Below are 25084 nucleotides of genomic sequence, written 5' to 3'. Positions count from 1 at the left end.
GCTCTCCCCCCCGGGCCCCCCCCCCCCCCCCCCCCGGGGGGGGGGGGGGCGCCCGGGGGGGGGGGGGCCCCCCCCCCCACCCCGCGGCCCGCCCGCTCAGCTCCTGCTGATCACGACCGCCGTTCCGTACGCGCACACCTCCGTGCCCACGTCGGCCGCCTCGGTCACATCGAAGCGCATCATCAGCACCGCGTTGGCGCCCCGCGCCTTCGCCTGCTCGACGAGCCGTTCCATCGCCTGGTTGCGGGTCTGGACGAGGGTCTTGGTCAGCCCCTTCAGCTCGCCGCCGATCATGGACTTCAGCCCGGCGCCGATCTGGCTGCCCAGGTGGCGGGACCGGACGGTGAGGCCGAACACCTCCCCGATCACCTGCGTCACCTGGAAGCCCGGCACGTCGTTCGTCGTGACGACCAGGACGTCCGACCGGTCCGTCTGCCCGCCGCCGTAATCCTCAATGCCCATCGTGTGGCACCTCCTGGGGACAGCTTTGTCCCGGTTGCCCCGGTGTGCATCCCAGGCCGGTCCGGTGTGCGTCCTCGTGGGGACCGGCTGGAACCCGGGCGTGTCATCCTGCGTTGATAGCTTTGGGCGGCCACTCAGCCGCCATCGAACGATCCAGGAGCCCCGGACCCTTGAATACGCTTGCGCTCGGCCCGAGCTGGCTGGACCCGGACTATCTGATCAACACCTTCGGAGTCCCCGGCGTCCTCCTCATCGTGTTCGCCGAGTCCGGACTGCTGATCGGCTTCTTCCTCCCCGGCGACTCGCTCCTGTTCACCACGGGTCTGCTGGTGACCACCGGCCAGCTGGACACCCCGCTCTGGCTGGTCTGCCTCCTGGTGGCGCTGGCGGCGATCATCGGCGACCAGGTGGGCTATCTCTTCGGCCGCAAGGTCGGCCCCTCGCTCTTCAACCGCCCGGACTCCCGCCTCTTCAAGCAGGAGAACGTCGAGAAGGCGCACGAGTTCTTCGAGAAGTACGGCCCGAAGTCGCTGATCCTGGCCCGCTTCGTGCCCGTGGTGCGTACGTTCACGCCGATCATCGCCGGTGTGAGCCGGATGAACTACCGCTCGTTCATCGTGTTCAACATCATCGGCGGGGTGCTCTGGGGCGTCGGTGTCACGCTGCTCGGCTCGGCCCTCGGAAAGATCGACTTCGTCCACGAGAACATCGAGGCGATGCTCATCCTGATCGTGCTCATCTCGGTGGTGCCGATCGGGATCGAGTTCCTGCGGGCCCGCTCCAAGGCGAAGAAGGAAGCGGCGTCCGGCGGCGGCGAGGGCCAGGGCCCGTCCGCCGGTGGCAGCCCGTCCCCGGGCCAGCGCGGCCGGCACGCCAAGCGCTGACGTACGCCCCGCCCGCCGGGCCTCAGAAGCCGCGCGTCCGCTTGGCCGCGCGGCGGTTGGCCCCGCCGACCGCGCCCGGCACCCGCATGAACAGCCGGGAGATCTCGCTCCCCAGGTTCACCCCGATCGCGATGGCCAGGGCCGTGGCCACCGCGGTCGACAGCGAGGCGAGCCCGGTGTTCACCCTCCCCTGCGCCACGGCCAGCAGACCGAAGTACGTGGCCGAACCGGGCAGCAGCGGACCGATCGCCGCCGTGATGAACGGCAGCGACGAGGTGTACCGGTAGCGCGAGAACAGCTGCCCGAACAGACCCACCAGACCGGCCGCCGTCGCCGTCGCCGCCACCGGCGAGATATTGCCGGTACGGGCCATCGCCCCATAGATCACCCAGGCCACCCCGCCGTTGAGGGTCACCGCCAGCACCGTGGACCGGTCCTGCTGGAGCAGGATCGCGAAGGCGAGACAGAGCGCCATCGACGCCAGGATCTGCACCACCGGCCGGTCGTGCGGGATGAATCTGGCCTCGGGGTTCAGCTGGGCGCCCAGCTGGAGCCCCAGGTACAGCACCAGCAGCACACCGACGACGATGCCGATGAACAGGTACATCACTTCCAGCAGCCGCGCCGCCGCGGTGATGTAGTAGCCGGTCAGCCCGTCCTGCACCCCCGCCACCAGGGCCCGCCCCGGCAGCAGCGCGAACAGCCCACCGGTGATCACCGCCGACGGCCGTACGTCCGACCAGTGGGTGAGGGTCAGCGCCACGCCCATCGCGGCGGGGGGCATCGCCGCCACCACGAACTGGTAGAACTCCGGCAGCCCCCGGCCCGCGAAGAGCCAGGCCAGCCGGTCGCCGAGCATCGCGCCCAGCGCCGCCACCAGGAACACCAGCGGACCACCGCCGACCAGCACCGACGCCGCTCCCGCGAGGCCGCCGCCGGCCAGCGTCAGCGCCCAGCCGGAGTACGGGTGACGGTTGCGCCGGATCTCCGCCAGCCGCCGGTAGGCCTCCTCCAGCGAGACCTCGACGTCCTCGGAGGTGATGTCGTCGATCAGCCGGAAGACGGCGGCCAGCCGGGTGTAGTCGGTGCCGCGGCGGCGTACGGTACGGCTCGCCGTCACCGGGTCGTCGACCAGCGACGGCTGGTGCGAGATCGACAGCAGGGTGAAGGTGACCGTGGGCTCGCTGCGGTCCAGGCCGTAGCTGCGGGTCACCGCGAACATGGCCGCCTCGACGTCCTCGGCGCCCTCGCCGCCCGCCAGCAGCAACTCGCCGATGCGCAGCGTCAGGTCGAGCACGCGCGGCACCGCGGGCCCCGCCTCGTCGGCCTTCTGTATCGGCTCGGGCGCCGGGCGCTCGGCGACCGGCATCCGCAGCATCGTGCGCATCCGGTCCTGCCAGGGGGCCTCCTTGGTCAGCCGGATCATCGGGCTGCCGTGGGCCGGGGTGAAGGCGGGCGGCGAGTGCTGGGCGCTGTAGGTGCGCGGCGGGGCGAAGGCCGAACCGATCGTGTCCGAACCCGGACCCGGCCCCGGGGCGGAACCCGAAGCGGAACCCGCTCCCGGCCCCTGGGGCTCGGCCGTCAGACCGGCCGGAACGGCGAACTCCGAGGTCGGGTGGTCGTCGTCGGGTGCGGACGCGCGCCTGTCCACCCCGGCCGGCGGGACGAAGGCGCTCCGCGCCTCGTCGGACTGGGGCTTCTGGTCCTCAGGACCGCCCTGTTCCGCCACCACTCGACCTCGCTCCTCCTCGGCTGCGCACTGTCGGCCGCACTTGTGCCCAGTATGGCCACGGGAGGGGGCACGGACGCCAGGAGGGCGGCACCGGAGCCGGGGCGGACACGCGGAACGGGCGGCACTCCGACAGAAGGAGTACCGCCCGCTCCGGCACGGAACCGTGTCACGTACCTCGGCCGGAAACCGGCCACGACCCTGGGGTCAGTGCGCGCCGCCCTGCGCCTCAAGGCGCTTGTAGGACGCCTCGATCTCGGCCTCGGCCTCGGCGCGGCCGACCCAGTCGGCGCCCTCGACGGACTTGCCGGGCTCCAGGTCCTTGTAGACCTCGAAGAAGTGCTGGATCTCCAGGCGGTCGAACTCCGACACGTGGTGGATGTCGCGCAGGTGCTCCACCCGGGGGTCGGAGGCCGGCACGCACAGCAGCTTGTCGTCGCCGCCGGCCTCGTCCGTCATCCGGAACATACCGATGGCGCGGCACTTGATGAGGCAGCCGGGGAAGGTCGGCTCCTCCAGGATGACCAGCGCGTCCAGCGGGTCGCCGTCCTCGCCGAGGGTGTTCTCGACGAAGCCGTAGTCCGCCGGGTAGCTGGTCGAGGTGAAGAGTCGACGGTCCAGGCGGATCCGACCGGTCTCGTGGTCCACCTCGTACTTGTTCCGCGAACCCTTCGGGATCTCGATAACGACGTCGAACTCCACGGGTGGCTCCTCCATGATCAACACATACGACTGGTGATTAAGTGTCCCCCACGCAGATGTGTGCTCGCGAAAGGGGCTGGTCAACGGTGGACGAGCCGGTGAAAAGACCGTCGGTCAACCCGCTGGACAGGCTGAGCGGGCTCGCCCGTCGGGCAGGCACGATCAGGTCGAGGGGACTGAACGACCGGCAGTTCACCGCCGTCTCCGCCGGCCTGGGCCTGGCGCTCGCAGCCGGCGTCGTCCTTGCCGCCGGCCCCTGGGACTCGGGTCAGCGTAAGGCCGAGAGGGACTGGGCCGCCGCCCGGAACAGTACAGGTGGCGCACATCACGAATCCGCCGCCCCGTCCGGACCGGCGCCCGCACCCAGCGCCCCGGCCGTCCTGGCCGCCCTCTCCGCCGCCGTCGACAACTCCGCCCCGGGCACCCGCAGCACCCCGGACGACGCGTCGGCCGCCCTCCGCGCCGCCCTCGGCCCACTGCTGAAGGACCCCGCCCTGGGCGAGCGGCGCGCCGCCGTCGTCATCGACACCGCCGACGGCGAGCGGCTGTACGCCCAGGGCGCCGGCACACCCATGACGCCCGCCTCCACCATCAAGATCGCCACCGCGGTCGCCGCCCTGAGCGCCCTCGGCCCCGACCACCGCATCGCCACCACCGTCCGGGCGTCCGCCGACTTCCGCCACCTCACCCTGGCCGGCGGCGGCGACCCCGTCCTCGACCGGGCCGCCCTGCGCAGGCTGGCCACCGACACCGCCCGCGCCCTGAAGGACCACGGAGTCGAGAAGGCCCGCCTCACCTACGACACCTCCCGCTACTCCGGCCCGGCCCGGCACCCGATCGGCCCCAACGAGAACATCGCGCCCGTCAGCGCCCTGATGACCGACGAGGGCAGGCTCGACGACACCACCAGCGGACCCGCCCCGCGCAGCGACGACCCGGCCGGGGACACCGCCCGTACCTTCGCGAAGCTCCTCGACGACGCGGGGATCGACACCGCGGCGGAGCCGAAGCCCGGCCGCCCGGCCACCGGTTCCCGCAAGGTCGCCGAACACCGCTCCGTACCGCTCTCCGCCCTGGTCGAACGGGCCCTGACCAACAGCGACAACGACATCGCCGAGGCACTCGCCAGGCAGACCGCGCTCGCCGCGGGCGAACCGGCCGACTTCGCGGGCGGCCGACGCGCCGTCACCGCACAGCTCAGGAAGCTCCACCTGCCGCTGGCCGGCGCGGACTTCGCCGACGGCAGCGGACTGAACCGCAAGGACAAGGTCACCGCCGGACTGCTGGCCGGACTCCTCGCCCGAGCGGCCGACCCGGACCACCCCGAACTGCGCCCGGTCCTCACCGGCCTCCCGGTGGCCGGTTTCAGCGGCACGCTCAGCGACCGCTTCACCGGGAAGTCCGGGGGCACCGGCCTGATCCGCGCCAAGACCGGCACCCTCACCGGCGTGAACACCCTCGCGGGAACGGTCGTCGACCGGCAGGGCCGGCTGCTCGCCTTCGCCTTCCTGGCATCCGGCACGACCTCCCCGTCCGAGGCCCAGACCGCGCTCGACACCGTCGCGGCGGCTCTCGCCTCCCGTACCGGCTGAGAGCCTGTCGGGTGGCCTTCGATCGGAAAGCGGACGCGGTCTGGCACGCACGCTTCCCGCGTTGCCGAAATAGCCTAGTAGCTCCGCTACGAGGCCATCCCGGCGCCTTGGAATCGCACGCACCAGACCGCGTCCGCTTTCCGATCGAAGGCCACCCGACAGGCTCTGAGCCGTCAACACCACACCGCGGACGGACCCGAGCACGTACGGTTGACGCATGACGAGCATCGGTGGTGCCGAGATGGTCGACTGGAATCTCGCGGTCGCGACCGCGACCCGACTTGTGCGGCCGGGACCGGAGATCAGCCGCGAGGAGGCCCGCGAGGTCGTCGCGGAGCTGCGCCGGCATGCCAAGGCCGCGGAGGAACACGTCCGTTCCTTCACCCGGATGATCCCGGAGGGGACCGAACCGGAGGACACCCCGGTCCTGGTCGTGGACCGGGCCGGCTGGATCAAGGCCAACGTCGCGGGCTTCCGCGAACTGCTCCGCCCGCTGCTGGGGAAGATGCAGGACCGGCGCGCGGGCGGCCCCGGCGGCGCCGTGCTCGGCGCGGTCGGCGGCAAGGTCACCGGCGTCGAGGTCGGGATGCTGCTGTCGTTCCTCGCCTCCCGGGTGCTCGGCCAGTACGAGACGTTCGCCCCGGCCACCCGCGAGCTCCCCGCCTCGGCCGACGGCGGCGGCCGGCTGCTGCTCGTCGCCCCGAACATCGTGCACGTCGAGCGCGAACTGGAGGTCGACCCGCACGACTTCCGGCTCTGGGTCGCGCTCCACGAGGAGACCCACCGCACCCAGTTCACCGCGGTGCCCTGGCTCCGCGACCATCTGCAGGGCGAGATCCAGTCATTCCTCGACGAGACCGACGTCGACCCGATGACCGTGCTGGAACGGCTCCGCGAGGCCGCCCAGTCCCTGGCCGGGGGACGCCCCGAGGGCGAGGACGGCGAGGACGGCGGCCGCAGCCTGGTCGAAATCGTCCAGACGCCCGCCCAGCGCGAGATCCTCGGCCGGCTCACCGCCGTGATGTCCCTGCTCGAAGGCCACGCCGACTACGTGATGGACGGCGTCGGCCCCGAGGTGGTCTCCTCCGTCGGCGAGATCCGGGAGAAGTTCCAGCAGCGCAGGGCACGCGGCGCGGGCCGGCTCGACCAGGCGCTGCGCAAGCTCCTCGGCCTCGACGCCAAGCTGCGCCAGTACCGCGACGGCGAGCGGTTCGTCCGCGCGGTGGTCGACGAGGTCGGCATGGACGGCTTCAACCGGGTCTGGACCTCGCCGAACACCCTGCCCACCAAGGCGGAGATCGCCAAGCCCGCCGAATGGATCGCGAGGGTGCACCGTAGGGCAGAGTCCTGATCATGGCCGGTCCGACGGCGGACGACAGGATGAGAACGCGCCGGTAATCACCCATCCGAGGGACCGTAGGGCATGGGAAGGCGTGCAATGCTCGATGGACGGCTTGCCTCTGTCACCATCGACGCACTCTGAGTGACGGCAGATCTCCGGTCCGCCACTTCGAGGCACCTCACCGAACTCCACGAAGGGCACCGGACATGGGTCCCCATCCTGCGGTCGCGGCGATACGCCTGGCGGTCCGCCGCGTACTCCACGACGTACTCACCGATCACATCCGAAGCGCCGACCTCACCCGGCGCACCCCGCACCCCGAGCTCGCCGAAGCCGGTGCGGGCAGGCAGCGCGCCGCACTCCCCGAACGCCCCGACACCCCGCTGGTGCTGGTGGCCTGCTCCGGCGGCGCCGACTCCATGGCCCTCGCCTCCGCCCTCGCCTTCGAGGCCCACAAACTCGACGTCCGGGCCGGCGGGATCACCGTCGACCACGGCCTCCAGGACGGCTCCGACACCCGGGCCGCCGAGGTCGTGGACCGCCTCACCGCGATGCACCTCGACCCGGTCGAGTCCGTCGCCGTGCGGGTCGGCCACGACGGCGGCCCCGAGGCCGCCGCCCGGGACGCCCGCTACGCCGCCCTGGACGCGGCGGCCGAGCGGCACGGCGCCGCGGCCGTCCTGCTCGGGCACACCCGCGACGACCAGGCGGAGACGGTGCTGCTCGGCCTCGCCCGCGGCTCCGGCATCCGCTCGCTCTCCGGCATGGCCGCCGCGTCCGGACCGGCCGGCCGCTACCGCCGCCCCTTCCTCCAGCTCGACCGGCAGACCGCCCGCAAGGCCTGCCTCGTCCAGTCGCTGCCCGTCTGGGACGACCCGCACAACATCGACCCCGCCTACACCCGCTCCCGGCTGCGCCACGAGGGCCTGCCCGCCCTGGAGAAGGCGCTGGGCAAAGGGGTCGTCGAGGCCCTCGCCCGTACCGCGCAGCTCTCCCGCGACGACGCCGACGCGCTGGACACCTGGGCCGCCCAGGCCGACCGCGCCGCGCGGGACGACGCGGGCCGCCTGGAGTGCGCCAAGCTGTACGCGCTGCCGCCCGCCGTACGCCGCCGGGTCCTGCGCCGGGCTGCCATGGAGGCCGGTTCCCCGGCCGGTTCGCTCTTCGCCCGGCACATCGAGGAAGTCGACCGTCTGATCACCGGCTGGCGCGGCCAGCGGGCCATCAACCTGCCCGGTCGGGTCGAAGCCATGCGGCAGGGTGGCAGACTGGTCATTCGGCAGAGCTGAAGCACAAGCGGCTGACACGCAGGCGAGCGGCCGCGCAGGTCCGGGGGCAACACCCCGGACCCGGCAGGCAGAGAAAGAGACGCGGGTGAACGAGAAGGACATGGGCACCGACCTTCAGTCGGTGCTCCTCACCAAGGAAGAGATCGACGCGAAGCTCGTCGAGCTGGCCGCGAAGATCGACGCGGAGTACGCGGGCAAGGACCTGCTCATCGTCGGCGTCCTCAAGGGCGCAGTGATGGTGATGGCGGACCTGGCGCGCGCGCTGTCCACCCCCGTCACCATGGACTGGATGGCCGTCTCGTCGTACGGCGCCGGCACCCAGTCCTCCGGAGTGGTCCGGATCCTCAAGGACCTGGACACCGACATCAAGGGCAAGCACGTCCTGATCGTCGAGGACATCATCGACTCGGGGCTGACCCTGTCGTGGCTGATGTCGAACCTCGGCTCGCGGGAGCCCGCGTCCCTGGAGATCTGCACCCTGCTGCGCAAGCCGGACGCGGCCAAGGTCGCGCTCGACTGCAAGTGGGTCGGTTTCGACATCCCCAACGAATTCGTCGTCGGCTACGGCCTCGACTACGCGGAGAAGTACCGCAACCTCCCCTTCGTCGGCACGCTCGCCCCGCACGTCTACGGGGGCTGACCTCCGCCCGGAGCCCTTCGCCCGGCACCGGCGGTGCCCGGACCGACCGGAACCGACGGCGGGGAACCTTTCACGGGATTCCCGCCGTTGAGTCTTCGAAGGCGGGTTCTGACAGACGTCCCCGGCAGTCGCGGGTGACAATGCTGGGGTACCGTCCGAAGAACAGTCTTTTCTCACAGCAGCATTTACCTACGGGCAGGAGGGACGGGGCGGCTTCGCCCCGTATGGATGGACGTGAAGCGATACTTCCGTGGGCCGGTCATGTGGATCGTGCTGGCCGTCCTCGCCGTGGTCGTGTTGATGACAGTCGTCGGCTCGTCGGGCGGCTACAAATCGGTGGACACCGGCAAGGTGATCCAGGCGATCAGCAAGGACCAGGTGGCGCAGGCCAAGCTGACCACCGGTGACGATCAGATCATCAAGATCGAGTTGAAGAAGGGCCAGAAGCTCTCGGGCGAGTCCGGCACCAAGTTCCAGGCGAGCTACATCGGCAACCAGGGTGTCCAGCTCGCGGACACGCTGCAGCAGAAGTTCGAGAGCGGCAAGATCGACGAGGGCTACACGGTCTCGCCGTCCAAGCAGTCCCCGTTCATCTCGATCCTCCTCTCGCTGCTGCCGTTCGTCCTGATCGTGGTCGTCTTCTTGTTCCTGATGAATCAGATGCAGGGCGGCGGCTCCCGGGTCATGCAGTTCGGGAAGTCCAAGGCCAAGCTGATCACCAAGGACACCCCGAAGACGACGTTCGCCGATGTGGCGGGGTCGGACGAGGCCGTCGAGGAGCTCCAGGAGATCAAGGAGTTCCTCCAGGAGCCGGCGAAGTTCCAGGCCGTCGGCGCCAAGATCCCCAAGGGCGTCCTGCTGTACGGGCCTCCCGGTACGGGCAAGACGCTGCTCGCACGCGCCGTCGCCGGCGAGGCGGGCGTCCCGTTCTACTCGATCTCCGGTTCCGACTTCGTCGAGATGTTCGTCGGTGTCGGTGCCAGCCGGGTCCGTGACCTCTTCGAGCAGGCCAAGGCGAACGCCCCGGCGATCGTCTTCGTCGACGAGATCGACGCCGTCGGCCGGCACCGCGGTGCCGGAATGGGCGGCGGTCACGACGAGCGCGAGCAGACGCTGAACCAGCTGCTCGTCGAGATGGACGGCTTCGACGTGAAGGGCGGCGTCATCCTGATCGCCGCCACGAACCGGCCGGACATCCTCGACCCGGCGCTGCTGCGCCCGGGCCGTTTCGACCGGCAGATCGCGGTCGACCGGCCGGACATGCTGGGCCGCCTGGAGATCCTCAAGGTGCACCAGAAGGGCAAGCCGGTCGCGAAGGACGTCGATCTCGGCGCCGTCGCCCGTCGTACGCCCGGCTTCACCGGTGCCGACCTGTCGAACGTGCTGAACGAAGCGGCGCTCCTCACGGCGCGCGCCGATCTGAAGCTGATCGACAACAAGATGCTCGACGAGGCCATCGACCGCGTCGTGGCGGGCCCGCAGAAGCGGACCCGGATCATGTCCGAGAAGGAGAAGAAGATCACCGCGTACCACGAGGGCGGACACGCCCTGGTCGCGGCGGCTTCCCCCCAGGCGGACCCGGTCCACAAGATCACGATCCTCTCCCGCGGCCGCGCCCTCGGTTACACGATGGTGCTCCCGGAGGAGGACAAGTACTCCACGACGCGCAACGAGATGCTCGACCAGCTGGCCTACATGCTGGGCGGGCGCGCGGCCGAGGAGCTGGTCTTCCACGACCCGACCACCGGCGCCGCAAACGACATCGAGAAGGCCACCACAACGGCCCGCGCGATGGTCACGCAGTACGGCATGACGGAGCGGCTCGGCGCGATCAAGTTCGGCGGCGACAACACCGAGCCCTTCGTGGGCCGGGAGATGGGCCACCAGCGCGACTACTCGGAAGAGGTCGCGGCCCTCGTCGACGAGGAGGTCAAGAAGCTCATCGAGACCGCCCACAACGACGCGTGGGAGATCCTCGTCGAGAACCGTGACGTGCTGGACAATCTGGTGCTCCAGCTCCTGGAGAAGGAGACGCTCGGCAAGGAGGAGATCGCCGAGATCTTCGCCCCGATCGTGAAGCGCCCGGCCCGTCCGGCGTGGACCGGTTCGGCCCGGCGTACGCCTTCGACGCGTCCTCCGGTGCTCTCGCCGAAGGAGCTCGCCCTCACCAACGGCGCCACCACGGCGAACGGCTCGGTCGTCCCCACGGACACCGTCCCGGCCACCGAGGTCGTCCCGGAGGAGCGGCCCGAGAGCTGATCCCGTTCCCCGGTGTGGCCCCTTTCACGGGGATCGCACCGGGCCCGGAATGGAAGCCGCGCCCCCACAGGTTCTAGCCTGTGGGGGCGCGGCTTTTTCGTACGCCCGTGCGTAGTCATGGCGCGGGCGACAGCTCAGAGGAACGAGGCACAGATGACCGACCCGGTGACGCTGGACGGCCAGGGTTCGATCGGCGAGTTCGACGAGAAGAGGGCCGAGGCCGCCGTGCGTGAGCTCCTCATCGCGGTGGGCGAGGACCCGGACCGCGAGGGACTCCGCGAGACGCCGGGCCGGGTGGCGCGGGCGTACAAGGAGATATTCGCGGGCCTCCACCAGCAGCCCGAGGACGTCCTGACGACCACGTTCGACCTCGGCCACGACGAGATGGTGCTGGTCAAGGACATCGAGGTCTTCAGCACCTGTGAACACCATCTGGTGCCGTTCCGGGGCGTCGCGCACGTCGGGTACATCCCGGCGACCAGCGGCAAGATCACCGGTCTCTCCAAGCTGGCCCGGCTGGTCGATGTCTACGCCCGGCGTCCGCAGGTCCAGGAGCGGCTGACCACGCAGATCGCCGAGTCCCTGATGGAGATCCTGGAGCCGCGCGGGGTCGTCGTCGTCGTCGAGTGCGAGCACATGTGCATGTCGATGCGCGGTATCCGCAAGCCGGGTGCGAAGACGCTGACCTCGGCGGTGCGCGGACAGCTCCGTGACCCGGCGACGCGCGCCGAGGCCATGAGCCTGATCATGGCGCGCTGACCGGACACGGGCGCAGTCGCACCACAGGAGCTCGGCGGCCCTACGCGGCCGCCGAGCTCCGGTCGTTGTCCTCGTCGTCCGGGAGCTTGCAGATGCGTTCCAGCCAGAGGGCCGCGGCGACCACCGCGACGCCCGCCAGGACGGCGAAGCCCGCGTAGATCGCCTGGTCGCGGCGGGCCGGGATGTCGAGGGAGCCGAGCAGGAAGACGCCGGTGCCGCCGTACATGCCGGAGACCAGGGAGACGACCAGGGCGCTGGCCTGGCCGAAGACGACCGCACGTGCCGCCATCAGTGGCTCGATGCCCTTGGCTCCCGGCCGGCGCTCGCGCTGGGCGCGCAGCCGGGCACGGATCGAGAGCGCCGTCGCCAGCAGGATGACGGCGATCACCGCGAGCACGATCGGCGCGGCGAGGGGCACGCTCGGCAGGCTGCCCAGGGAGTCCCAGAGGCGGGCACCGCCCCAGGAGAGCACCCCGGCAGCGGCGAAGAGGCCGACCAGTACCCCGAGCCTGAGTTGCTTCACCGAGTGATCCGCCCTTCGCCGCCGGTGATCCGTTTCCGTCGAGCCTAACGACTGAGCCTAACGACTACTCGGGCAGCCGGAGTTCCAGATCGGCCCGGGGCAGCACGCCGTCGCGGCCGATTCCGGCCAGCAGCTCCGCGACGGGGCCGGCGCCGGGCAGCTGGGCCTCGGGGTCGACGTCGTGCCACGGGGCGAGGACGAAGGCCCGCTCGTGGGCCCTGGGGTGGGGGAGGGTGAGCACCGGGTCGTCGGAGGCGACGTCCGCGTACGCCACGATGTCGACGTCGATGGTGCGCGGGCCCCAGCGCTCCTCGCGGACCCGGTCGAAGGCCTCCTCGATGGCCTGGCCGCGTTCCAGGAGGGAGGACGGGGGGAGCGTCGTCTTCACGACGATCACTGCGTTGAAGTACGAGGGCTGGGAGCCGGGGGCGACGCCCCAGGGCTCCGTCTCGTAGACCGGGGAGACCGCCTTGACCCGCAGGCCGGGGGTGTCCTCCAGGGCGTCGATGGCGCCCTGGAGGGTCTCCAGGCGGTTGCCGAGGTTGGAGCCCAGGGAGATCACGGCGCGCTTGGGGTTGGAGAGGGTGACGTCCGCCGCGTCCACCTGCTCGACCACGGAGGCGGGCACCGGCTGGACGGTCGGGTCGCTCTGCCCTTCGGTGGAAAACGCAGTCATACTCGGCTCCGGGTGATGGTGATGGTCACATCGTCGAAGGGGACGGTGATCGGCGCATCCGGCTTGTGCACCACGACCTCCACCTCCTCGACTCCTTCGTGCTTGAGGCACTGCTGGGCGATGCGCTCCGCGAGCGTTTCGATCAGGTCGACGGGGTCGCCCTGCACCACCTCGACGACCTCCTCCGCGACGACGCCGTAGTGCACGGTCTTCGTCAGGTCGTCGGCGGCCGCCGCGGGGCGGGTGTCCAGGCCGAGCACCAGGTCCACGATGAAGGTCTGGCCCTCTTCCCGTTCCTTGGGAAAGACGCCATGGTGCCCACGGGCCTTGAGGCCGCGCAGCGCGACACGATCCACGCGAATCACTCCTGCTGTCGTTGGTCGTAGAGACACGGGGCCGCGTGCGGACGGCGAGGTGCTCTCTTTCGAATCTACCTGCGAGCACCGACAGTGCTCGCCCGCGGGGGCCGTGGACGCGGCCCCACGCGACTGGTAGCCGCGTATACCCGCACTGCCCCGTTCCAACCCCCTCGCGGCGGACCAGCCGCCCAACAGGCAGGTCAGGAGGGCGTCTCTTCGTCCTCTTCCTCACCGGTTTCGGTCAGTACGGGCGAGCCGTGGTGGGACCAGAGCTTCCAGCCGTCGGATGTGCGCCGGAACACATTGGTGGCCACGACGAGTTGGCCGACCAACGGTCCGAGCGCGTTGCCGTCCTCCGCGGGACCGCCGCTGAGGATGTTCTCCGTGCAGGTCACCAGGGCCGTGTCGCCGGTCATCGAGATCCCGACGTCGGTCAGGAAGAACTGGATGTACTCGGTGTTCGCCATGATCAGCGCGTAACTGCGCAGCACCTCGCCGCGGCCGCTCAGCACCGGCCAGCCCGGGTGGACGCAGGAGACGGTGAGGTCCTCGCCCGGCAGCCAGAGCCCGGAGAGCTCCTCGAAGTCGCCGCGCTCCATCGCCTCGTAGAAGGCGGTGTTGGCCTGCTCGACGGCCGCGATGTCGGCGGCCGCCTCCGCGTGCTCGTCGCGGGGCCCGCTCACGCGGCTCCCTCGACGGCGCGGGCGACCCGTACGGCGTCGGCCGTGGCCCGCACCTCGTGGACCCGGACGGCCCAGGCGCCGGCGTGGGCGGCGAGCGCGGAGATCGCCGCGGTGGCGGCGTCGCGTTCGCGGGCGGGCGGCGGGGCGGCGCCCTCGCCGGCCAGTACGTGGCCGAGGAAGCGTTTGCGGGAGGCGGCGACCAGCAGCGGACGGCCCAGGGCGCGCAGCTCGTCGAGGTGGGCGACCAGGGCGAGGTCGTGGGTGGCGTCCTTGGCGAAGCCGAGTCCGGGGTCGATCACGATCCGTTCCGGGGCGATGCCGCCCGCGACCACGGCGTCCATCCGTTCCCGCAGTTCCCGGGCGACCTCGGCGACGACGTCCCCGTACACCGCCCGGCTGTTCATGGACTCACTGAAGCCGCGCCAGTGCATCACCACGAACGGGGCGCCGGCCGCGGCGACGACCCGGACCATGTCGGGGTCGGCGAGGCCGCCGCTCACGTCGTTGACCAGCACGGCTCCGGCCGCGACCGCCTCCTCGGCGACCCGGGCCCGCATGGTGTCCACGGAGACCGTGACCCCTTCGGACGCCAGACCCCGGACCACCGGGACCACGCGCCGCAGCTCCTCCGAGGCGTCCACCCGGCTGGCGCCGGGGCGGGTCGACTCGCCGCCCACGTCGATCAGGTCGGCGCCCCGGGCCACCAGGTCGAGGCCGTGTTTGACCGCGGCCGTGGTGTCGAACCAGCGGCCTCCGTCGGAGAAGGAGTCCGGGGTCACGTTCACGACACCCATGACCGCGCAGCGGTCCCACTCCGGAAGGCCCTGGACCGTGCCTCGTCCACGCAACGTACTCATGCGACCAGCGTAGGCCCCGTACGGCGCGGAGCTACGCCGCGCGCGCGTGCTGCTCCCGGCCCGGCGCGATGGTGTGGGTGCAGGGGCGGGGCCGGGGGGCCGGGAAGCGGCGGGCGAAGGGGCGGGGCAGTGCCAGGCTCACGAAGCCCTCCGCCTGCATGGCGGCGAGGGAGATGCGGGGCAGGTCGCGGGCGGCGCGGTAGACGACGAAGCGGGGCTCCCAGCGGGGCCGGAACTTGGCGTTGAACTTGTACAGCGACTCGATCTGGAACCAGCGGGACAGGAAGATCAGCAGCCCGCGCCAGGTCCGCAGCACCGGTCCGGCGCCCAGTTTCTCGCCCCGGGCGAGCGCCGAGCGGAACATCGCGAAGTTCAGCGAGACGCGTTCGACCGAGAGCTGGGGGGCGGCCTGGAGGGCGGCGACGATCAGGAGTTCGTTCATGCCGGGGTCGGCGGAGCGGTCGCGGCGCATCAGGTCGAGGGACATGCCGTCGCGGCCCCACGGGACGAAGTGGAGTACGGCCTTCACGTCGCCGTAGGGGGAGCCGTCGGTGTGCTCGTCGGCCTTGTGGGCGGTGGCGATGACGCAGTCCCCGTCGGCCGGGTCGCCGATCCGGCCGAGCGCCATGGAGAAGCCGCGTTCGTTGTCGGTGCCGCGCCAGTCGTCGGCGGCCAGGCGGATGCGGGCGAGTTCGTCCTCGCCGATGTCGCTCACGCGCCGGACCCGGGTCTCGTAGCCGAGGCGTTCAATGCGCTTCACCATCTGGCGTACGTTGCGCATCGCGCGCCCGGCGAGCGAGAAATCCGCGACGTCCACCACCGCCTCGTCGCCCAGTTCCAGGGCGTCGAGTCCGGTCTCGCGGGTCCATACCTCGCCGCCGGTCTCGCTGCAGCCCATCACGGCGGGGGTCCAGGAGTGAGCCCTGGCCTCGTCCATGAACCGTTCGATGGCGCCGGGCCAGGCCTCCACGTCGCCGATCGGGTCGCCGCTGGCCAGCATCACCCCGGACACCACGCGGTAGCAGACGGCGGCCTTGCCGCTGGGGGAGAAGACGACGCCCTTGTCGCGGCGGAGCGCGAAGTGGCCGAGCGAGTCGCGGCCGCCGTGCTTCTCCAGCAGGGCGCGCAGCCGGGCCTCGTCGTCCTCGGTGAGGCGGGCGGCCGGGTGCTCGGGGCGGAAGGCGAGGTAGATGGTGGTGACGGCGGTCAGCAGGCCGAGGGCGCCGAGGGAGTACGCCACGGTCCAGGAGGTGTCGTCGGCGTACTCGACGGGTCCCTCGAAGCCGAGCATTCCGTACAGCACGTGCTGGAGCCGATCGGCGATGCTGGGGCTCCCGACGACCCGGCCGGGGTGGGCGCTGACGACGACCAGCCCGAGGGCCAGCGAACCCGCGCCGAGGAGCACGAAGTTGGCCAGTGCCCGCCAGCGGCTCCGTGGGTCGGGGAGCGCGGCGAACTCGCCGCGGTTGCGGACCAGCAGCAGGCAGAGCACCAGCGAGACGAGGGTGCCGATGACCGAGTGCCGGTAGGTGAACTGCGCCAGCGCACCGGCCGGCAGCAGTACGACGGCGGCCCGCCAGGCCCGCCGCTTGCGCCGCTTGAGACCGTGGGCGAGCAGCAGCAGTAGGACGCCGGCGCTCAGCGAGAGCGCGGCGGCGAACGGCCCGAGGGCGCCGGGCAGTACCTCGGCGAGGGTGTGCATCCGGCTGTGCCGGAAGCGCGGGAAGACGCCTGCGGCGACATCGATCAGGCCGACGACGGTGCAGGCGGTACCGACCAGCGTCGGTACGGATTCGGGGCGCGGGCCGCGTACGAACTTGCGTACAGGGCTCGGAACCGATCCTGATTTATCCCCATCTAGCGTGACAGACATCGCTTCCCGTGGTTCCGCGAGAGATTTTTGAGTCCTTCGGTCGTAGCCCTCCGGACGATGTGCGACTAGTAGGACGAGGCTTCCGGATCCGGGGTTCACCCGACAGCCGGAAATTTCCAGACAAGAAAGCTCACCCCCATGGGTCTCACCAGCAATGTGTTCCTGGGACTGGTCATCGGGCTGGCCCTGGTGTTCTTCGCCGCCACGATCTGGCTCTGGCCCCGGCTGGCCCGCCGCAGCGTGCGCGCCGTGCTGGGCCGGGTCGGCCTGTTGCTGGTGACCCAGGTGACGGTCTTCTCCTCGGTCGGTCTGCTGGCCAACAACTCCTTCCTCTTCTACGGATCGTGGGCCGATCTGCTCGGCCAGAAGCAGGATCTGGGCGTCGTCACGGACCACGCGGCCGGGACGCTGGCGGCCAAGAACATCGTCCGGGTCGGGATGCAGCTGCCGGACGTGCCGGGCGCCTCGCGGCCGGTGAAGAGCGGACGGATCGACAAGGTCGTGATCTCGGGCCGGCGGTCGGGGATCGAGAGCTCGGCGTACGTGTACCTCCCGCCCGAGTACTTCCAGCCGGCGTTCGCCCGCCGCAAGTTCCCCGCCGTGGTCGTCCTGACCGGTTACCCGGGCATCCCGGAGAACCTCCTGAAGGGTCTCGGATATCCGCGTACGGCGCATGAACGGGTGAAGGCGGGCCGGGCGCAGCCGATGATCCTGGTGATGCTGCGGCCGACGCTGGCGCCGCCGAGGGACACCGAGTGCGTGGACATAAAGGGCGGGCCGCAGACCGAGACGTTCCTCGCGGAGGATCTGCCGAACGTGGTCTCGGACGGGTACCGGGTCGGAAAGCTGGCCCACAACTGGGGCATCATGGGCAATTCGACCGGCGGTTACTGCGCGCTGAAGATCGGCCTCCACCACCCGGACCGGTTCGCCGCGAGCGTCGGGCTCTCCGCGTACTATAAGGCGGCCGAGGACCCGACGACCGGTGACCTCTTCCAGGGCGACCAGCAGGCGCGCAACCGCTCCGATCTGATGTGGACGCTGGACCACCTGCCGAAGCAGCCCGACTCGTCCTTCCTGGTCACGACGTCCAGGCACGGCGAGGGGAACTACCGCTCCACCCAGCAGTTCATCTCCAAGGTGAAGTCGCCCGCCCAGGTCTCCTCGATCGTGCTCGACAGCGGCGGGCACAACTTCAACACCTGGCGGCGGGAGATCCCCTCGGCGCTGGACTGGATGAGCAGCCGGCTCAGCGAGAACTGACGCGCGGGGTCTCCCGGCTCACCCGGCGGCGGTCTTGCCGACGCTCGCCACGGTCTCGACCGCCACCTCGGCGCGCGGCACGTCCTGGGCGTCCGCGTCGATCGAGCGGCGCAGCGCCTCGTGCAGCCGGGCCGGGGTGAGCACACCGAGGAACCGGCCGGTGGACTCCGCGTCGATGACGGCGATCCAGCCCGCGTCGTGCTGGAGCATGGTGGCGAACGCCTGCTTGAGCGGGGCGCCGACGGGCAGCCACGCCTCCATCCGGCGGGCGTGCGCACGCACCCTGCCGTCGGCTCCGGCTCCGGCGCCGTCGGCGGGGATCCAGCCGTGCAGATTGTCCTGGCCGTCCAGTACGACGGCCCAGCGCGCGCCCTGGGCCCGCAGTCGCTCGGTCGCCTTCGCGAGGGAGTCGTCGAGGTGGACGACGGGCGGCTGGTCGAGGTCGCCCTCCTCGATGGGGGTGACGGAGAGCCGCTTGAGGCCCCGGTCGGCGCCGACGAAGTCCGCGACGTAGGGCGTGGCGGGCGCGCCGAGCACGGTGGCCGGGGAGTCGAACTGCTCGATGGAGCCCTGCCCGTAGACGGCTATCCGGTCGCCGAGCCGGACCGCTTCCTCGATGTCGTGCGTGACGAACAGGACGGTTTTACGGACCTGTTCCTGAAGTTTCAGGAATTCGTTCTGCAGCCGTTCCCGCACGACCGGGTCGACCGCGCCGAAAGGCTCGTCCATCAGCAGCACCGGCGGGTCCGCGGCCAGTGCCCTTGCCACGCCGACGCGTTGGCGCTGACCTCCGGAGAGCTGTTCCGGATAGCGGTCGCCATAAACGGAAGGGTCAAGTCCGACAAGGTCGAGGAGTTCCGCCGCGCGTTCCCGTCCCTTTCCCCGTTTCCAGCCCAGGAGATGCGGGACGGTCGCGGTGTTCTCCAGCACCGTGCGGTGCGGGAAGAGTCCCACCTGCTGGATCACATAACCGATACGGCGGCGCAGTCGGACGGGGTCGATGGCGGATATGTCGTCCCCGTCGAGGAATATCCGGCCCTCGGTCGGTTCGATCAGCCGGTTCACCATCTTCATGGTGGTCGTCTTGCCGCACCCCGACGGTCCGACGAGCGTGACCAGTTCACCCTCGGCGACGTCGAAGGAAAGGTCGTCGACGGCGGTGGTGCCGTCCGCGTACCGCTTGGTGACGTGCTCGAAACGGATCATGGTTCCCCATTGTGACGCGTGTTCTGTGAAGGACGTGTTGCTGAAATACAACGGCCCCCGCGATTGTCAGTGGTCGAGGATAGGGTCGCCCATACATACATACGTACGAGACGATGACCGGGAGGTGGGGACGGATGGCCGCGGGACAGAACTGCCTGGTGACGAACGACTGGATCTGCGGGGAGTATCTCCGTTCCCGCAGTCAGGAGCTGACCGATGCGACGGTCCAGCACATCTGGATCACCGTGGTCTCGGTGGCGATCGGACTGCTGGTGGCCTTTCCGCTGGCGCTGCTCGCGCGCCGCAGCCGCCGTTTCGCCGGACCGGTGCTCGGACTGACGACGATCCTCTACACCGTGCCTTCGCTGGCCATGTTCTCGCTGCTGCTGCCGCTGTTCGGGCTCTCCGCCGCGCTGGTGGTCACCGGCCTGGTGCTGTATTCGCTGACCATCCTCGTGCGGAACATCCTGGCCGGCCTCGAAGCCGTTCCCCAGGAGGCGAAGGAAGCCGCGAAGGGGATGGGGTACGGGCCGGTGCGGCTGCTCTGGGAAGTCGAACTCCCGCTGGCGATGCCCGCGTTGATGGCCGGGGTGCGGATCGCCACGGTGTCGACGATCGCGCTGACCACGGTCGGTTCGATCATCGGCAGGGGCGGCCTCGGCAATCTCATAGGCGACGCGCTCCCCAGCTTCTTCAAGGCCCAGGTGCTCACCGCCTCGGTCCTGTGCGTGCTGCTCGCGGTCGTCGCGGATCTGCTGCTGCTCGGTGTGCAGCGGCTGTTGACCCCGTGGACCCGAATACGCGCCGTGCGGACGAGCGCGGACACCGTGGCAAAGGCGGTCTGACCCATGGGAGTTCTCGGCGAGGCCTGGACCTGGCTCACCACCGGCGCCAACTGGTCGGGGGAGAGCGGGGCGGCCCACCGGCTGGCCGAGCACCTGTACGTCAGCGGCGTCTCGCTGGCCCTGGCCTGCGCGATCGCGCTGCCGGTCGCGCTGTACCTGGGGCACATCGGGAAAGGCGGCGCACTGGCCGTCAACCTCTCCAACGTGGGGCGGGCGGTCCCGGTCTTCGCGGTGCTGGCCCTCTTCATGGTCTCGCCGCTGCGCAACGCCGGATATGTGCCGACGGTCATCGCGCTGGTGCTGTTCGCCGTGCCACCGCTGCTCACCAACGCCTACGTCGGGATGACGGAGGTCGACCGGTCGGTGACGGAGGCGGCGCGGGGCATGGGGATGTCCGGACGGCAGCTCTTCGTACGGGTCGAGCTTCCGCTCGCCTACCCGATGATCATGACCGGGCTGCGTTCCGCCGCCGTCCAGGTGGTCGCCACGGCGACGATCGCCGCGATGGTCGGCCAGGGCGGCCTCGGCCGGATCATCACCGCCGGGTTCAACACGTACAACACACCGCAGGTGGTCGCGGGGGCGGTGCTGGTCGCCGTGCTCGCGCTGCTGGTGGAGGCGGTGCTGGTGGGCCTGGACCGGCTGCTGTCACCACCGCGCCGCCGCCGGACGGCCTGAGGGCGCATGACGGCCGAGCCGGACCTGATCCGTGATCCCCGGATCCCATCCCATCCCATTCCAGATCAGATTTCAGATCAGACGGTTGCTGTGGACGGAGAACAACAATGAGCAAGACCTCGCGCATAGCCGGCGCGGTCATCGGCATGGTCGCGCTGGCCGGCTCGCTCGCCGCCTGCGGCGGCGACAGCCTGGAGAAGGACAAGGGCAAGTCGGGCTCGGCGTCCGCCGGCGCCGCGGGCTCCGGCAAGAAGGGCTCGCTCGTCGTCGGCGCGGCCTCCTTCACCGAGTCCAAGGTGCTCGCGGAGCTGTACGCGCAGATCCTGGGCGACGCCGGATACAGCACCTCGATCACCACGGTGGCGAACCGGGAACTCTACGAGCCGTCGCTGGAGAAGGGCGAGATCGATGTCGTCCCGGAATACGCCGCGACGATCGCCGAATTCCTCAATGCCAAGGTGAACGGCGCGAAGAAGGCCGAGAAGGCGCCGGTCGCCTCCGGTGACACGGCGGCCACGGTCGCCGCGCTGGAGAAGCTCGCCGCCCCGCGCGGACTGAAGGTGCTCCCGGCCGGTGCGGCCGTCGACCAGAACGCCTTCGCGGTGACGAAGGAATTCGCCGCGAAGAACAAGCTCAAGACCCTTTCCGACCTCGGCAGGTCGAAGGTCGCGGTGAAGATCGCGGCGGGTGACGAGTGCGAGGTGCGGCCGTTCTGCGCACCGGGTCTGAAGAAGACGTACGGCATCGATGTCACCGGAATCGACCCCAAGGGAGTCGGTACGCCGCAGTCCAAGCAGGCGGTCAAGGACGGCAAGGACCAGTTGGTCCTCACCACCACCACGGACGCGGTGCTGGACAGCTACGGCCTGGTGTTCCTGGAGGACGACAAGAAGCTCCAGAACGCCGACAACGTGCTGCCGGTCCTCAATGCCGAGGACGCCGGTTCGCAGGACATCGCCGACGCGCTCGGCAAGCTCACCGAGGCGCTCACCACCGAAGACCTCGCGGAACTGAACCGCAAGGTCGACGCAGAGCGCGCAAAGCCCGCGGATGTGGCCAAGGAGTATCTGCGCTCGAAGGGCCTCGTGCAGAAGTAGGAATCGGGGGAAAGGGGCCGTCGGACGGGAGAAAGGGGGCCGTCAGGTAACCGGGAGGGAACAGATTGCCGGGCGGCCCCCCAAGTGCCCCGTACACACGGTAAATTTCAGGCCATGCCACGTGGACGCCATCGCCATTCGCCACCTCTGCACAGAATCCTTCCGTCGTCGGCAGTCGTCGGAGTCTCGGTTCTCTGTGCCGGAAGCACCTGGCTGCTCGCCGAGCCCCTGGTCCTGCGCGGTCTGGCGGCGGCCGCCGCGGCCGCCGCCGTGACCGGCGCGTATCTGATGCGCAGTTGGGACCGGGAGGCCGGCCACCGGGTCGCGGAGCTGACCCGGGCCCGGGCCGGCGACGAATGGCGGGCCGAGGAGCGGATCGCCGAGCTGGAGTCCGACCTGGAGGAGTCGCGGGAGCTGCGCACCCGGCTGGAGACGAAGCTGCGCCGCAAGCGCGTGGAGCTCGCCAACCTGCGCGGCGAGCACGCCGCCCTGCTGCGCCGGTACGCCACCGCCGAGACCGAGCGGGCCAGCGCGCTGGAGGGCCGCAGGCAGCTCGCGCTCGAAGCCGCCGCCACGCCCCGGGAACTGCCCGCCGCCCGCTCCACCCCGACGCCTGCCGCCTATCTGCGGGCCGCCCAGGCGCTGGAGGACCTCTCCCGCAACGGGGCGCTCCAGGAGGCGCGCCGCACCGCCGAGCAGGCCAGGACGCGGGATCTCGCGGAGCGTTCCCGGGCGGCGGAGGAGCAGCGGGGCAGGCACGCCGCGGCCGAGGACCGGACCGGCGCGCAGCACCTGCGCCCGCCGGCCGCCCTGCCCGCGCCCCGGCAGTCCGCCGCGCTGCCCCCGGCACGCACCGCACCGGCCTCCACCGCCGTCGCCCCGTACGCGGCGTCCCGCCGCCATCCGGTGCCGCAGGGCAGCTTCGACTTCTTCGGCACGCAGAAGGCGGCGCGGGCCGCGATCGAGTCCGTGCAGAACGAGGACCTCGCCGACGTGGTGGGCGAGGAGGCGCTCGCCGCGCACCGCACCGGCAAGCCCGAGAACCAGGTCGTCGGCGAGGTCATCGACCTGACCGTGCACGACGAGACCGAGCAGCTGGACGTGGCGGAGCTGCGCAGCGCGATCTCGTAGCCGACCCCGGAACCCGCCGTCCCGGGGCCCGTCGGCTACTTGTCGATGTCGCCGACGACGAAGAAGAGCGAGCCCAGGATCGCCACCATGTCGGCGACCAGCGTGCCCGGCAGCAGCTCGGTGAGCGCCTGGATGTTGTTGTACGAGGCGGAGCGGAGCTTCAGCCGGTACGGGGTCTTCTCGCCCTTGGACACCAGGTAGTAGCCGTTGACGCCGAGCGGGTTCTCGGTCCAGGCGTAGGTGTGGCCCTCGGGGGCCTTCAGCACCTTGGGCAGCCGCTGGTTGATCGGGCCGGGCGCCAGGCCGGCCATCCGGTCCAGGCAGGCGTCCGCGAGGTCCAGGGCGTTGTGCGTCTGCTCCAGCAGGCACTCGAAGCGGGCCAGGCAGTCGCCCTCGGTACGGGTGACCACCTTCAGGGTGTCCTGGAGCTCCGCGTACGCGAGGTACGGCTCGTCGCGCCGCAGATCGAAATCGACGCCCGAGGCGCGGGCGATCGGCCCGGACACCCCGTACGCGTGCACGGCCTCGGCGGAGAGCACGCCGACGCCGCGGGTGCGGCCCCGGAAGATCTCGTTGCCGAGCACCAGGTCGTCGTAGACGTCCATTCGGGACCGGACCGAGGCGACGGAGTCCCGGGCGCGGCCGAGCCACCCGGCCGGCAGGTCCTCCTTGAGGCCGCCGACCCGGTTGAACATGTAGTGCATCCGGCCGCCGGAGACCTCCTCCATCACGGCCTGGAGCTCCTCGCGCTCGCGGAAGGCGTAGAACACCGGGGTGATCCCGCCGAGTTCGAGCGGGTACGAACCGAGGAACATCAGATGGTTCAGGACCCGGTTCAGCTCGGCGAGCAGGGTGCGGGTCCAGACCGCGCGCTCCGGGACCTCCATGCCGAGCATGCGTTCCACGGCCATCACGACGCCCAGCTCGTTGGAGAACGCCGACAGCCAGTCGTGGCGGTTGGCGAGCATCACGATCTGCCGGTAGTCGCGGGCCTCGAACAGCTTCTCCGCGCCGCGGTGCATGTAGCCGATGACCGGCTCGGCGTGCCGGATGCGCTCGCCGTCCAGGACGATGCGCAGTCGGAGCACGCCGTGGGTGGAGGGGTGCTGGGGGCCGATGTTGAGCACCATGTCGGTGCTCTCCGCCGCTCCGCCGATGCCGACCGTCGTCTCCGTCATGCGGCCAGTATCGCGCGAACGCGCGGGGGCTCCGAGCCCAGGGCCGCGGGCCCCCGGTCTCAGCCCCTGCGCTGCATCAGCCAGCCGAAGTCGCCGAGGCCGCCCGGGGCCGTCAGCTCCGCCGCCTCGCCCGCCGAGGCGAGCGCCCGTACGTAGCCGGCCGGGTCGGCCGACGCCAGGGCCAGGGGCGGGCGTCCGCCGCTGACGCCGAGGCGGTGCAGCGCCTCGCGCTGGCTCAGCAGCTCGGGCTGCGCACCGGCGAAGGACCCCGCCGCGGCGCAGGCGTCCAGCGCCACGTGCGAAGTGAGGTCGCAGCTGCCGTCCGGCACCGGCCGCACCTCGCGGCCCGCCCGGAAGCCGGTCAGGGTGCCGAACGGGGGCCGGGCGTCGCGCACATGGGCGTAGTCCACCGCCACGGCCAGCCCCCCGGCCACCGTGGACACCGCCCGCGCCCAGGCCTCGTCGCGGGGGCGGCCGATCTCCGCGCGCCCGCCCGGACCGGCCGACGGCCACCAGCGGCGCAGCCACTCGGCGTCCGCCCCGGTCACCGGCTCGCCCAGCCGCTCCGTGCCGTCCTCCGCCCGCACCAGGACGTACCGGTCGACGCCGTCCGGATCGGTCTCGGCGACCTCGGTCGGGACGTTGTCCAGCCACTCGTTGGCGAACAGCAGCCCGCACGTGCGCGGCGGCGGTTCGGCGCACCACTCGATCCGGGGATCCAGGCCGGGCGGACGGCCGGCGAGTTCCACGGCGTACGCCCGCACGGCGAGGCCGTCGCCGCCCGCCGCCGGCAGGGCGGCCAGCACCCCCGTCAGCAGCTCGCCCCGGCCGGCGCCCACGTCCACCAGGTCGACCGATCCGGTGCCCAGCCCGTGTGCCGTTTCGACCAGCAGCCGGGCGACGGCGGAGGCGAAGAGCGGGGACGCGTGGACGGAGGTGCGGAAGTGGCCCGCCGGCCCTTCGGGGCTCCGGTAGAACCCCCCGTCCCCGTACAAAGCGGTCTCCGCCGCCACCTGCCACCCATGCCACTCATCCGTCACCTGTCCAAGTCTCCACC

Annotated in this window: 24 protein-coding genes; 12 read left to right on the top strand and 12 right to left on the bottom strand. The window is 71.0% G+C overall.

Annotated features, from left to right (window positions below):
* Positions 1 to 96: 96 nt before the first annotated feature.
* Positions 97 to 462, bottom strand: a complete 366-nt coding sequence (locus tag ABZ622_RS32475) for a YbjQ family protein (RefSeq protein ID WP_360549338.1) — start codon at positions 460 to 462, stop codon at positions 97 to 99.
* A gap of 170 nt (positions 463 to 632) precedes the next feature.
* On the opposite strand from ABZ622_RS32475, the gene ABZ622_RS32470 reads away from it, so the two are divergent.
* The gene (locus tag ABZ622_RS32470) at positions 633 to 1346 is read left to right on the top strand and encodes a VTT domain-containing protein (RefSeq protein ID WP_360549336.1); all 714 of its coding nucleotides are present in this window, start codon (positions 633 to 635) and stop codon (positions 1344 to 1346) included.
* Between the two features lie 22 nt (positions 1347 to 1368).
* Here the strand turns inward: ABZ622_RS32470 and ABZ622_RS32465 are convergent, their stop codons facing one another.
* Together ABZ622_RS32465 and ABZ622_RS32460 are read right to left on the bottom strand one after the other, a co-directional pair.
* A complete protein-coding gene (locus tag ABZ622_RS32465; RefSeq protein WP_360549334.1) occupies positions 1369 to 3078 on the bottom strand; it encodes a threonine/serine exporter family protein in 1710 nt (569 codons plus the stop codon).
* A 204-nt stretch (positions 3079 to 3282) separates the two neighbouring features.
* Positions 3283 to 3777 (bottom strand): inorganic diphosphatase, encoded by a 495-nt coding sequence (locus tag ABZ622_RS32460; RefSeq protein ID WP_031090989.1) that lies wholly within the window; start codon positions 3775 to 3777, stop codon positions 3283 to 3285.
* An 86-nt stretch (positions 3778 to 3863) separates the two neighbouring features.
* Between ABZ622_RS32460 and dacB the strand changes: the two genes are divergently transcribed.
* The 6 genes from dacB to folE all read left to right on the top strand — a co-directional run bounded on the left by dacB (position 3864) and on the right by folE (position 11658).
* Entirely contained in the window at positions 3864 to 5369 is a 1506-nt protein-coding gene (dacB, locus tag ABZ622_RS32455) for a D-alanyl-D-alanine carboxypeptidase/D-alanyl-D-alanine-endopeptidase (protein ID WP_360549332.1), read from the top strand.
* Positions 5370 to 5586: 217 nt separating this feature from the next.
* Entirely contained in the window at positions 5587 to 6720 is a 1134-nt protein-coding gene (locus tag ABZ622_RS32450; RefSeq protein WP_360549330.1) for a zinc-dependent metalloprotease, read from the top strand.
* Positions 6721 to 6917: 197 nt separating this feature from the next.
* Positions 6918 to 8000: a tRNA lysidine(34) synthetase TilS gene (gene tilS / locus ABZ622_RS32445; protein WP_360549328.1), complete on the top strand. Its 1083-nt coding sequence runs from the start codon at positions 6918 to 6920 to the stop codon at positions 7998 to 8000.
* A gap of 100 nt (positions 8001 to 8100) precedes the next feature.
* A complete protein-coding gene (gene hpt / locus ABZ622_RS32440; protein ID WP_072487175.1) occupies positions 8101 to 8640 on the top strand; it encodes a hypoxanthine phosphoribosyltransferase in 540 nt (179 codons plus the stop codon).
* 228 nt (positions 8641 to 8868) lie between these two features.
* Positions 8869 to 10899 carry an ATP-dependent zinc metalloprotease FtsH gene (gene ftsH / locus ABZ622_RS32435; RefSeq protein ID WP_360549326.1) on the top strand — a complete coding sequence of 677 codons (2031 nt, stop codon included), beginning with the start codon at positions 8869 to 8871 and terminating at the stop codon, positions 10897 to 10899.
* A gap of 153 nt (positions 10900 to 11052) precedes the next feature.
* Complete coding sequence (gene folE / locus ABZ622_RS32430; RefSeq protein WP_360549324.1) at positions 11053 to 11658, top strand: GTP cyclohydrolase I FolE; 606 nt, start codon at positions 11053 to 11055, stop codon at positions 11656 to 11658.
* Between the two features lie 40 nt (positions 11659 to 11698).
* Here the strand turns inward: folE and ABZ622_RS32425 are convergent, their stop codons facing one another.
* The 6 genes from ABZ622_RS32425 to ABZ622_RS32400 form a co-directional block, all read right to left on the bottom strand.
* Complete coding sequence (locus ABZ622_RS32425) at positions 11699 to 12181, bottom strand: DUF3180 domain-containing protein (RefSeq protein WP_360549322.1); 483 nt, start codon at positions 12179 to 12181, stop codon at positions 11699 to 11701.
* Between the two features lie 64 nt (positions 12182 to 12245).
* Positions 12246 to 12857: a 2-amino-4-hydroxy-6-hydroxymethyldihydropteridine diphosphokinase gene (gene folK, locus ABZ622_RS32420; RefSeq protein ID WP_360549320.1), complete on the bottom strand. Its 612-nt coding sequence runs from the start codon at positions 12855 to 12857 to the stop codon at positions 12246 to 12248.
* Positions 12854 to 13213: a dihydroneopterin aldolase gene (gene folB, locus ABZ622_RS32415; RefSeq protein ID WP_266915086.1), complete on the bottom strand. Its 360-nt coding sequence runs from the start codon at positions 13211 to 13213 to the stop codon at positions 12854 to 12856. Before folB ends, folK begins: the two co-directional genes overlap by 4 nt.
* A gap of 203 nt (positions 13214 to 13416) precedes the next feature.
* On the bottom strand, positions 13417 to 13899 hold the full coding sequence (locus ABZ622_RS32410) for a nuclear transport factor 2 family protein (RefSeq protein ID WP_360549317.1): 483 nt from the start codon (positions 13897 to 13899) through the stop codon (positions 13417 to 13419).
* Positions 13896 to 14693: a dihydropteroate synthase gene (gene folP, locus ABZ622_RS32405; RefSeq protein WP_360549350.1), complete on the bottom strand. Its 798-nt coding sequence runs from the start codon at positions 14691 to 14693 to the stop codon at positions 13896 to 13898. Before folP ends, ABZ622_RS32410 begins: the two co-directional genes overlap by 4 nt.
* Before the next feature lie 94 nt (positions 14694 to 14787).
* Positions 14788 to 16629, bottom strand: coding sequence for a phosphatidylglycerol lysyltransferase domain-containing protein (locus ABZ622_RS32400; protein ID WP_360549315.1), 1842 nt, complete (start codon positions 16627 to 16629; stop codon positions 14788 to 14790).
* 138 nt (positions 16630 to 16767) lie between these two features.
* Between ABZ622_RS32400 and ABZ622_RS32395 the strand changes: the two genes are divergently transcribed.
* A complete protein-coding gene (locus ABZ622_RS32395; protein WP_360549313.1) occupies positions 16768 to 17892 on the top strand; it encodes an alpha/beta hydrolase-fold protein in 1125 nt (374 codons plus the stop codon).
* Between the two features lie 18 nt (positions 17893 to 17910).
* Here the strand turns inward: ABZ622_RS32395 and ABZ622_RS32390 are convergent, their stop codons facing one another.
* Positions 17911 to 19098, bottom strand: a complete 1188-nt coding sequence (locus ABZ622_RS32390) for a betaine/proline/choline family ABC transporter ATP-binding protein (protein ID WP_360549311.1) — start codon at positions 19096 to 19098, stop codon at positions 17911 to 17913.
* A 134-nt stretch (positions 19099 to 19232) separates the two neighbouring features.
* On the opposite strand from ABZ622_RS32390, the gene ABZ622_RS32385 reads away from it, so the two are divergent.
* The 4 genes from ABZ622_RS32385 (at position 19233) to ABZ622_RS32370 (ending at position 22849) form a co-directional block, all read left to right on the top strand.
* Positions 19233 to 19943, top strand: coding sequence for an ABC transporter permease (locus ABZ622_RS32385; protein ID WP_360549309.1), 711 nt, complete (start codon positions 19233 to 19235; stop codon positions 19941 to 19943).
* Positions 19944 to 19946: 3 nt separating this feature from the next.
* On the top strand, positions 19947 to 20621 hold the full coding sequence (locus tag ABZ622_RS32380; RefSeq protein ID WP_360549307.1) for an ABC transporter permease: 675 nt from the start codon (positions 19947 to 19949) through the stop codon (positions 20619 to 20621).
* A gap of 107 nt (positions 20622 to 20728) precedes the next feature.
* Positions 20729 to 21718, top strand: coding sequence for an ABC transporter substrate-binding protein (locus ABZ622_RS32375; protein WP_360549305.1), 990 nt, complete (start codon positions 20729 to 20731; stop codon positions 21716 to 21718).
* A 114-nt stretch (positions 21719 to 21832) separates the two neighbouring features.
* Positions 21833 to 22849, top strand: a complete 1017-nt coding sequence (locus ABZ622_RS32370) for a hypothetical protein (RefSeq protein WP_360549303.1) — start codon at positions 21833 to 21835, stop codon at positions 22847 to 22849.
* Positions 22850 to 22884: 35 nt separating this feature from the next.
* On the opposite strand, the gene ABZ622_RS32365 is transcribed toward ABZ622_RS32370, so the two are convergent.
* A complete protein-coding gene (locus ABZ622_RS32365; protein ID WP_360549301.1) occupies positions 22885 to 24027 on the bottom strand; it encodes an NADH-quinone oxidoreductase subunit D in 1143 nt (380 codons plus the stop codon).
* A gap of 59 nt (positions 24028 to 24086) precedes the next feature.
* A complete protein-coding gene (locus ABZ622_RS32360) occupies positions 24087 to 25067 on the bottom strand; it encodes an SAM-dependent methyltransferase (RefSeq protein ID WP_360549299.1) in 981 nt (326 codons plus the stop codon).
* Between the last annotated feature and the right edge of the window lie 17 nt (positions 25068 to 25084).

It is taken from the genome of Streptomyces sp. NPDC007164, assembly GCF_040634135.1.
In the GTDB taxonomy this organism is placed as follows: domain Bacteria; phylum Actinomycetota; class Actinomycetes; order Streptomycetales; family Streptomycetaceae; genus Streptomyces; species Streptomyces sanglieri.
This window is presented reverse-complemented; position numbering and strand designations above follow the sequence as displayed.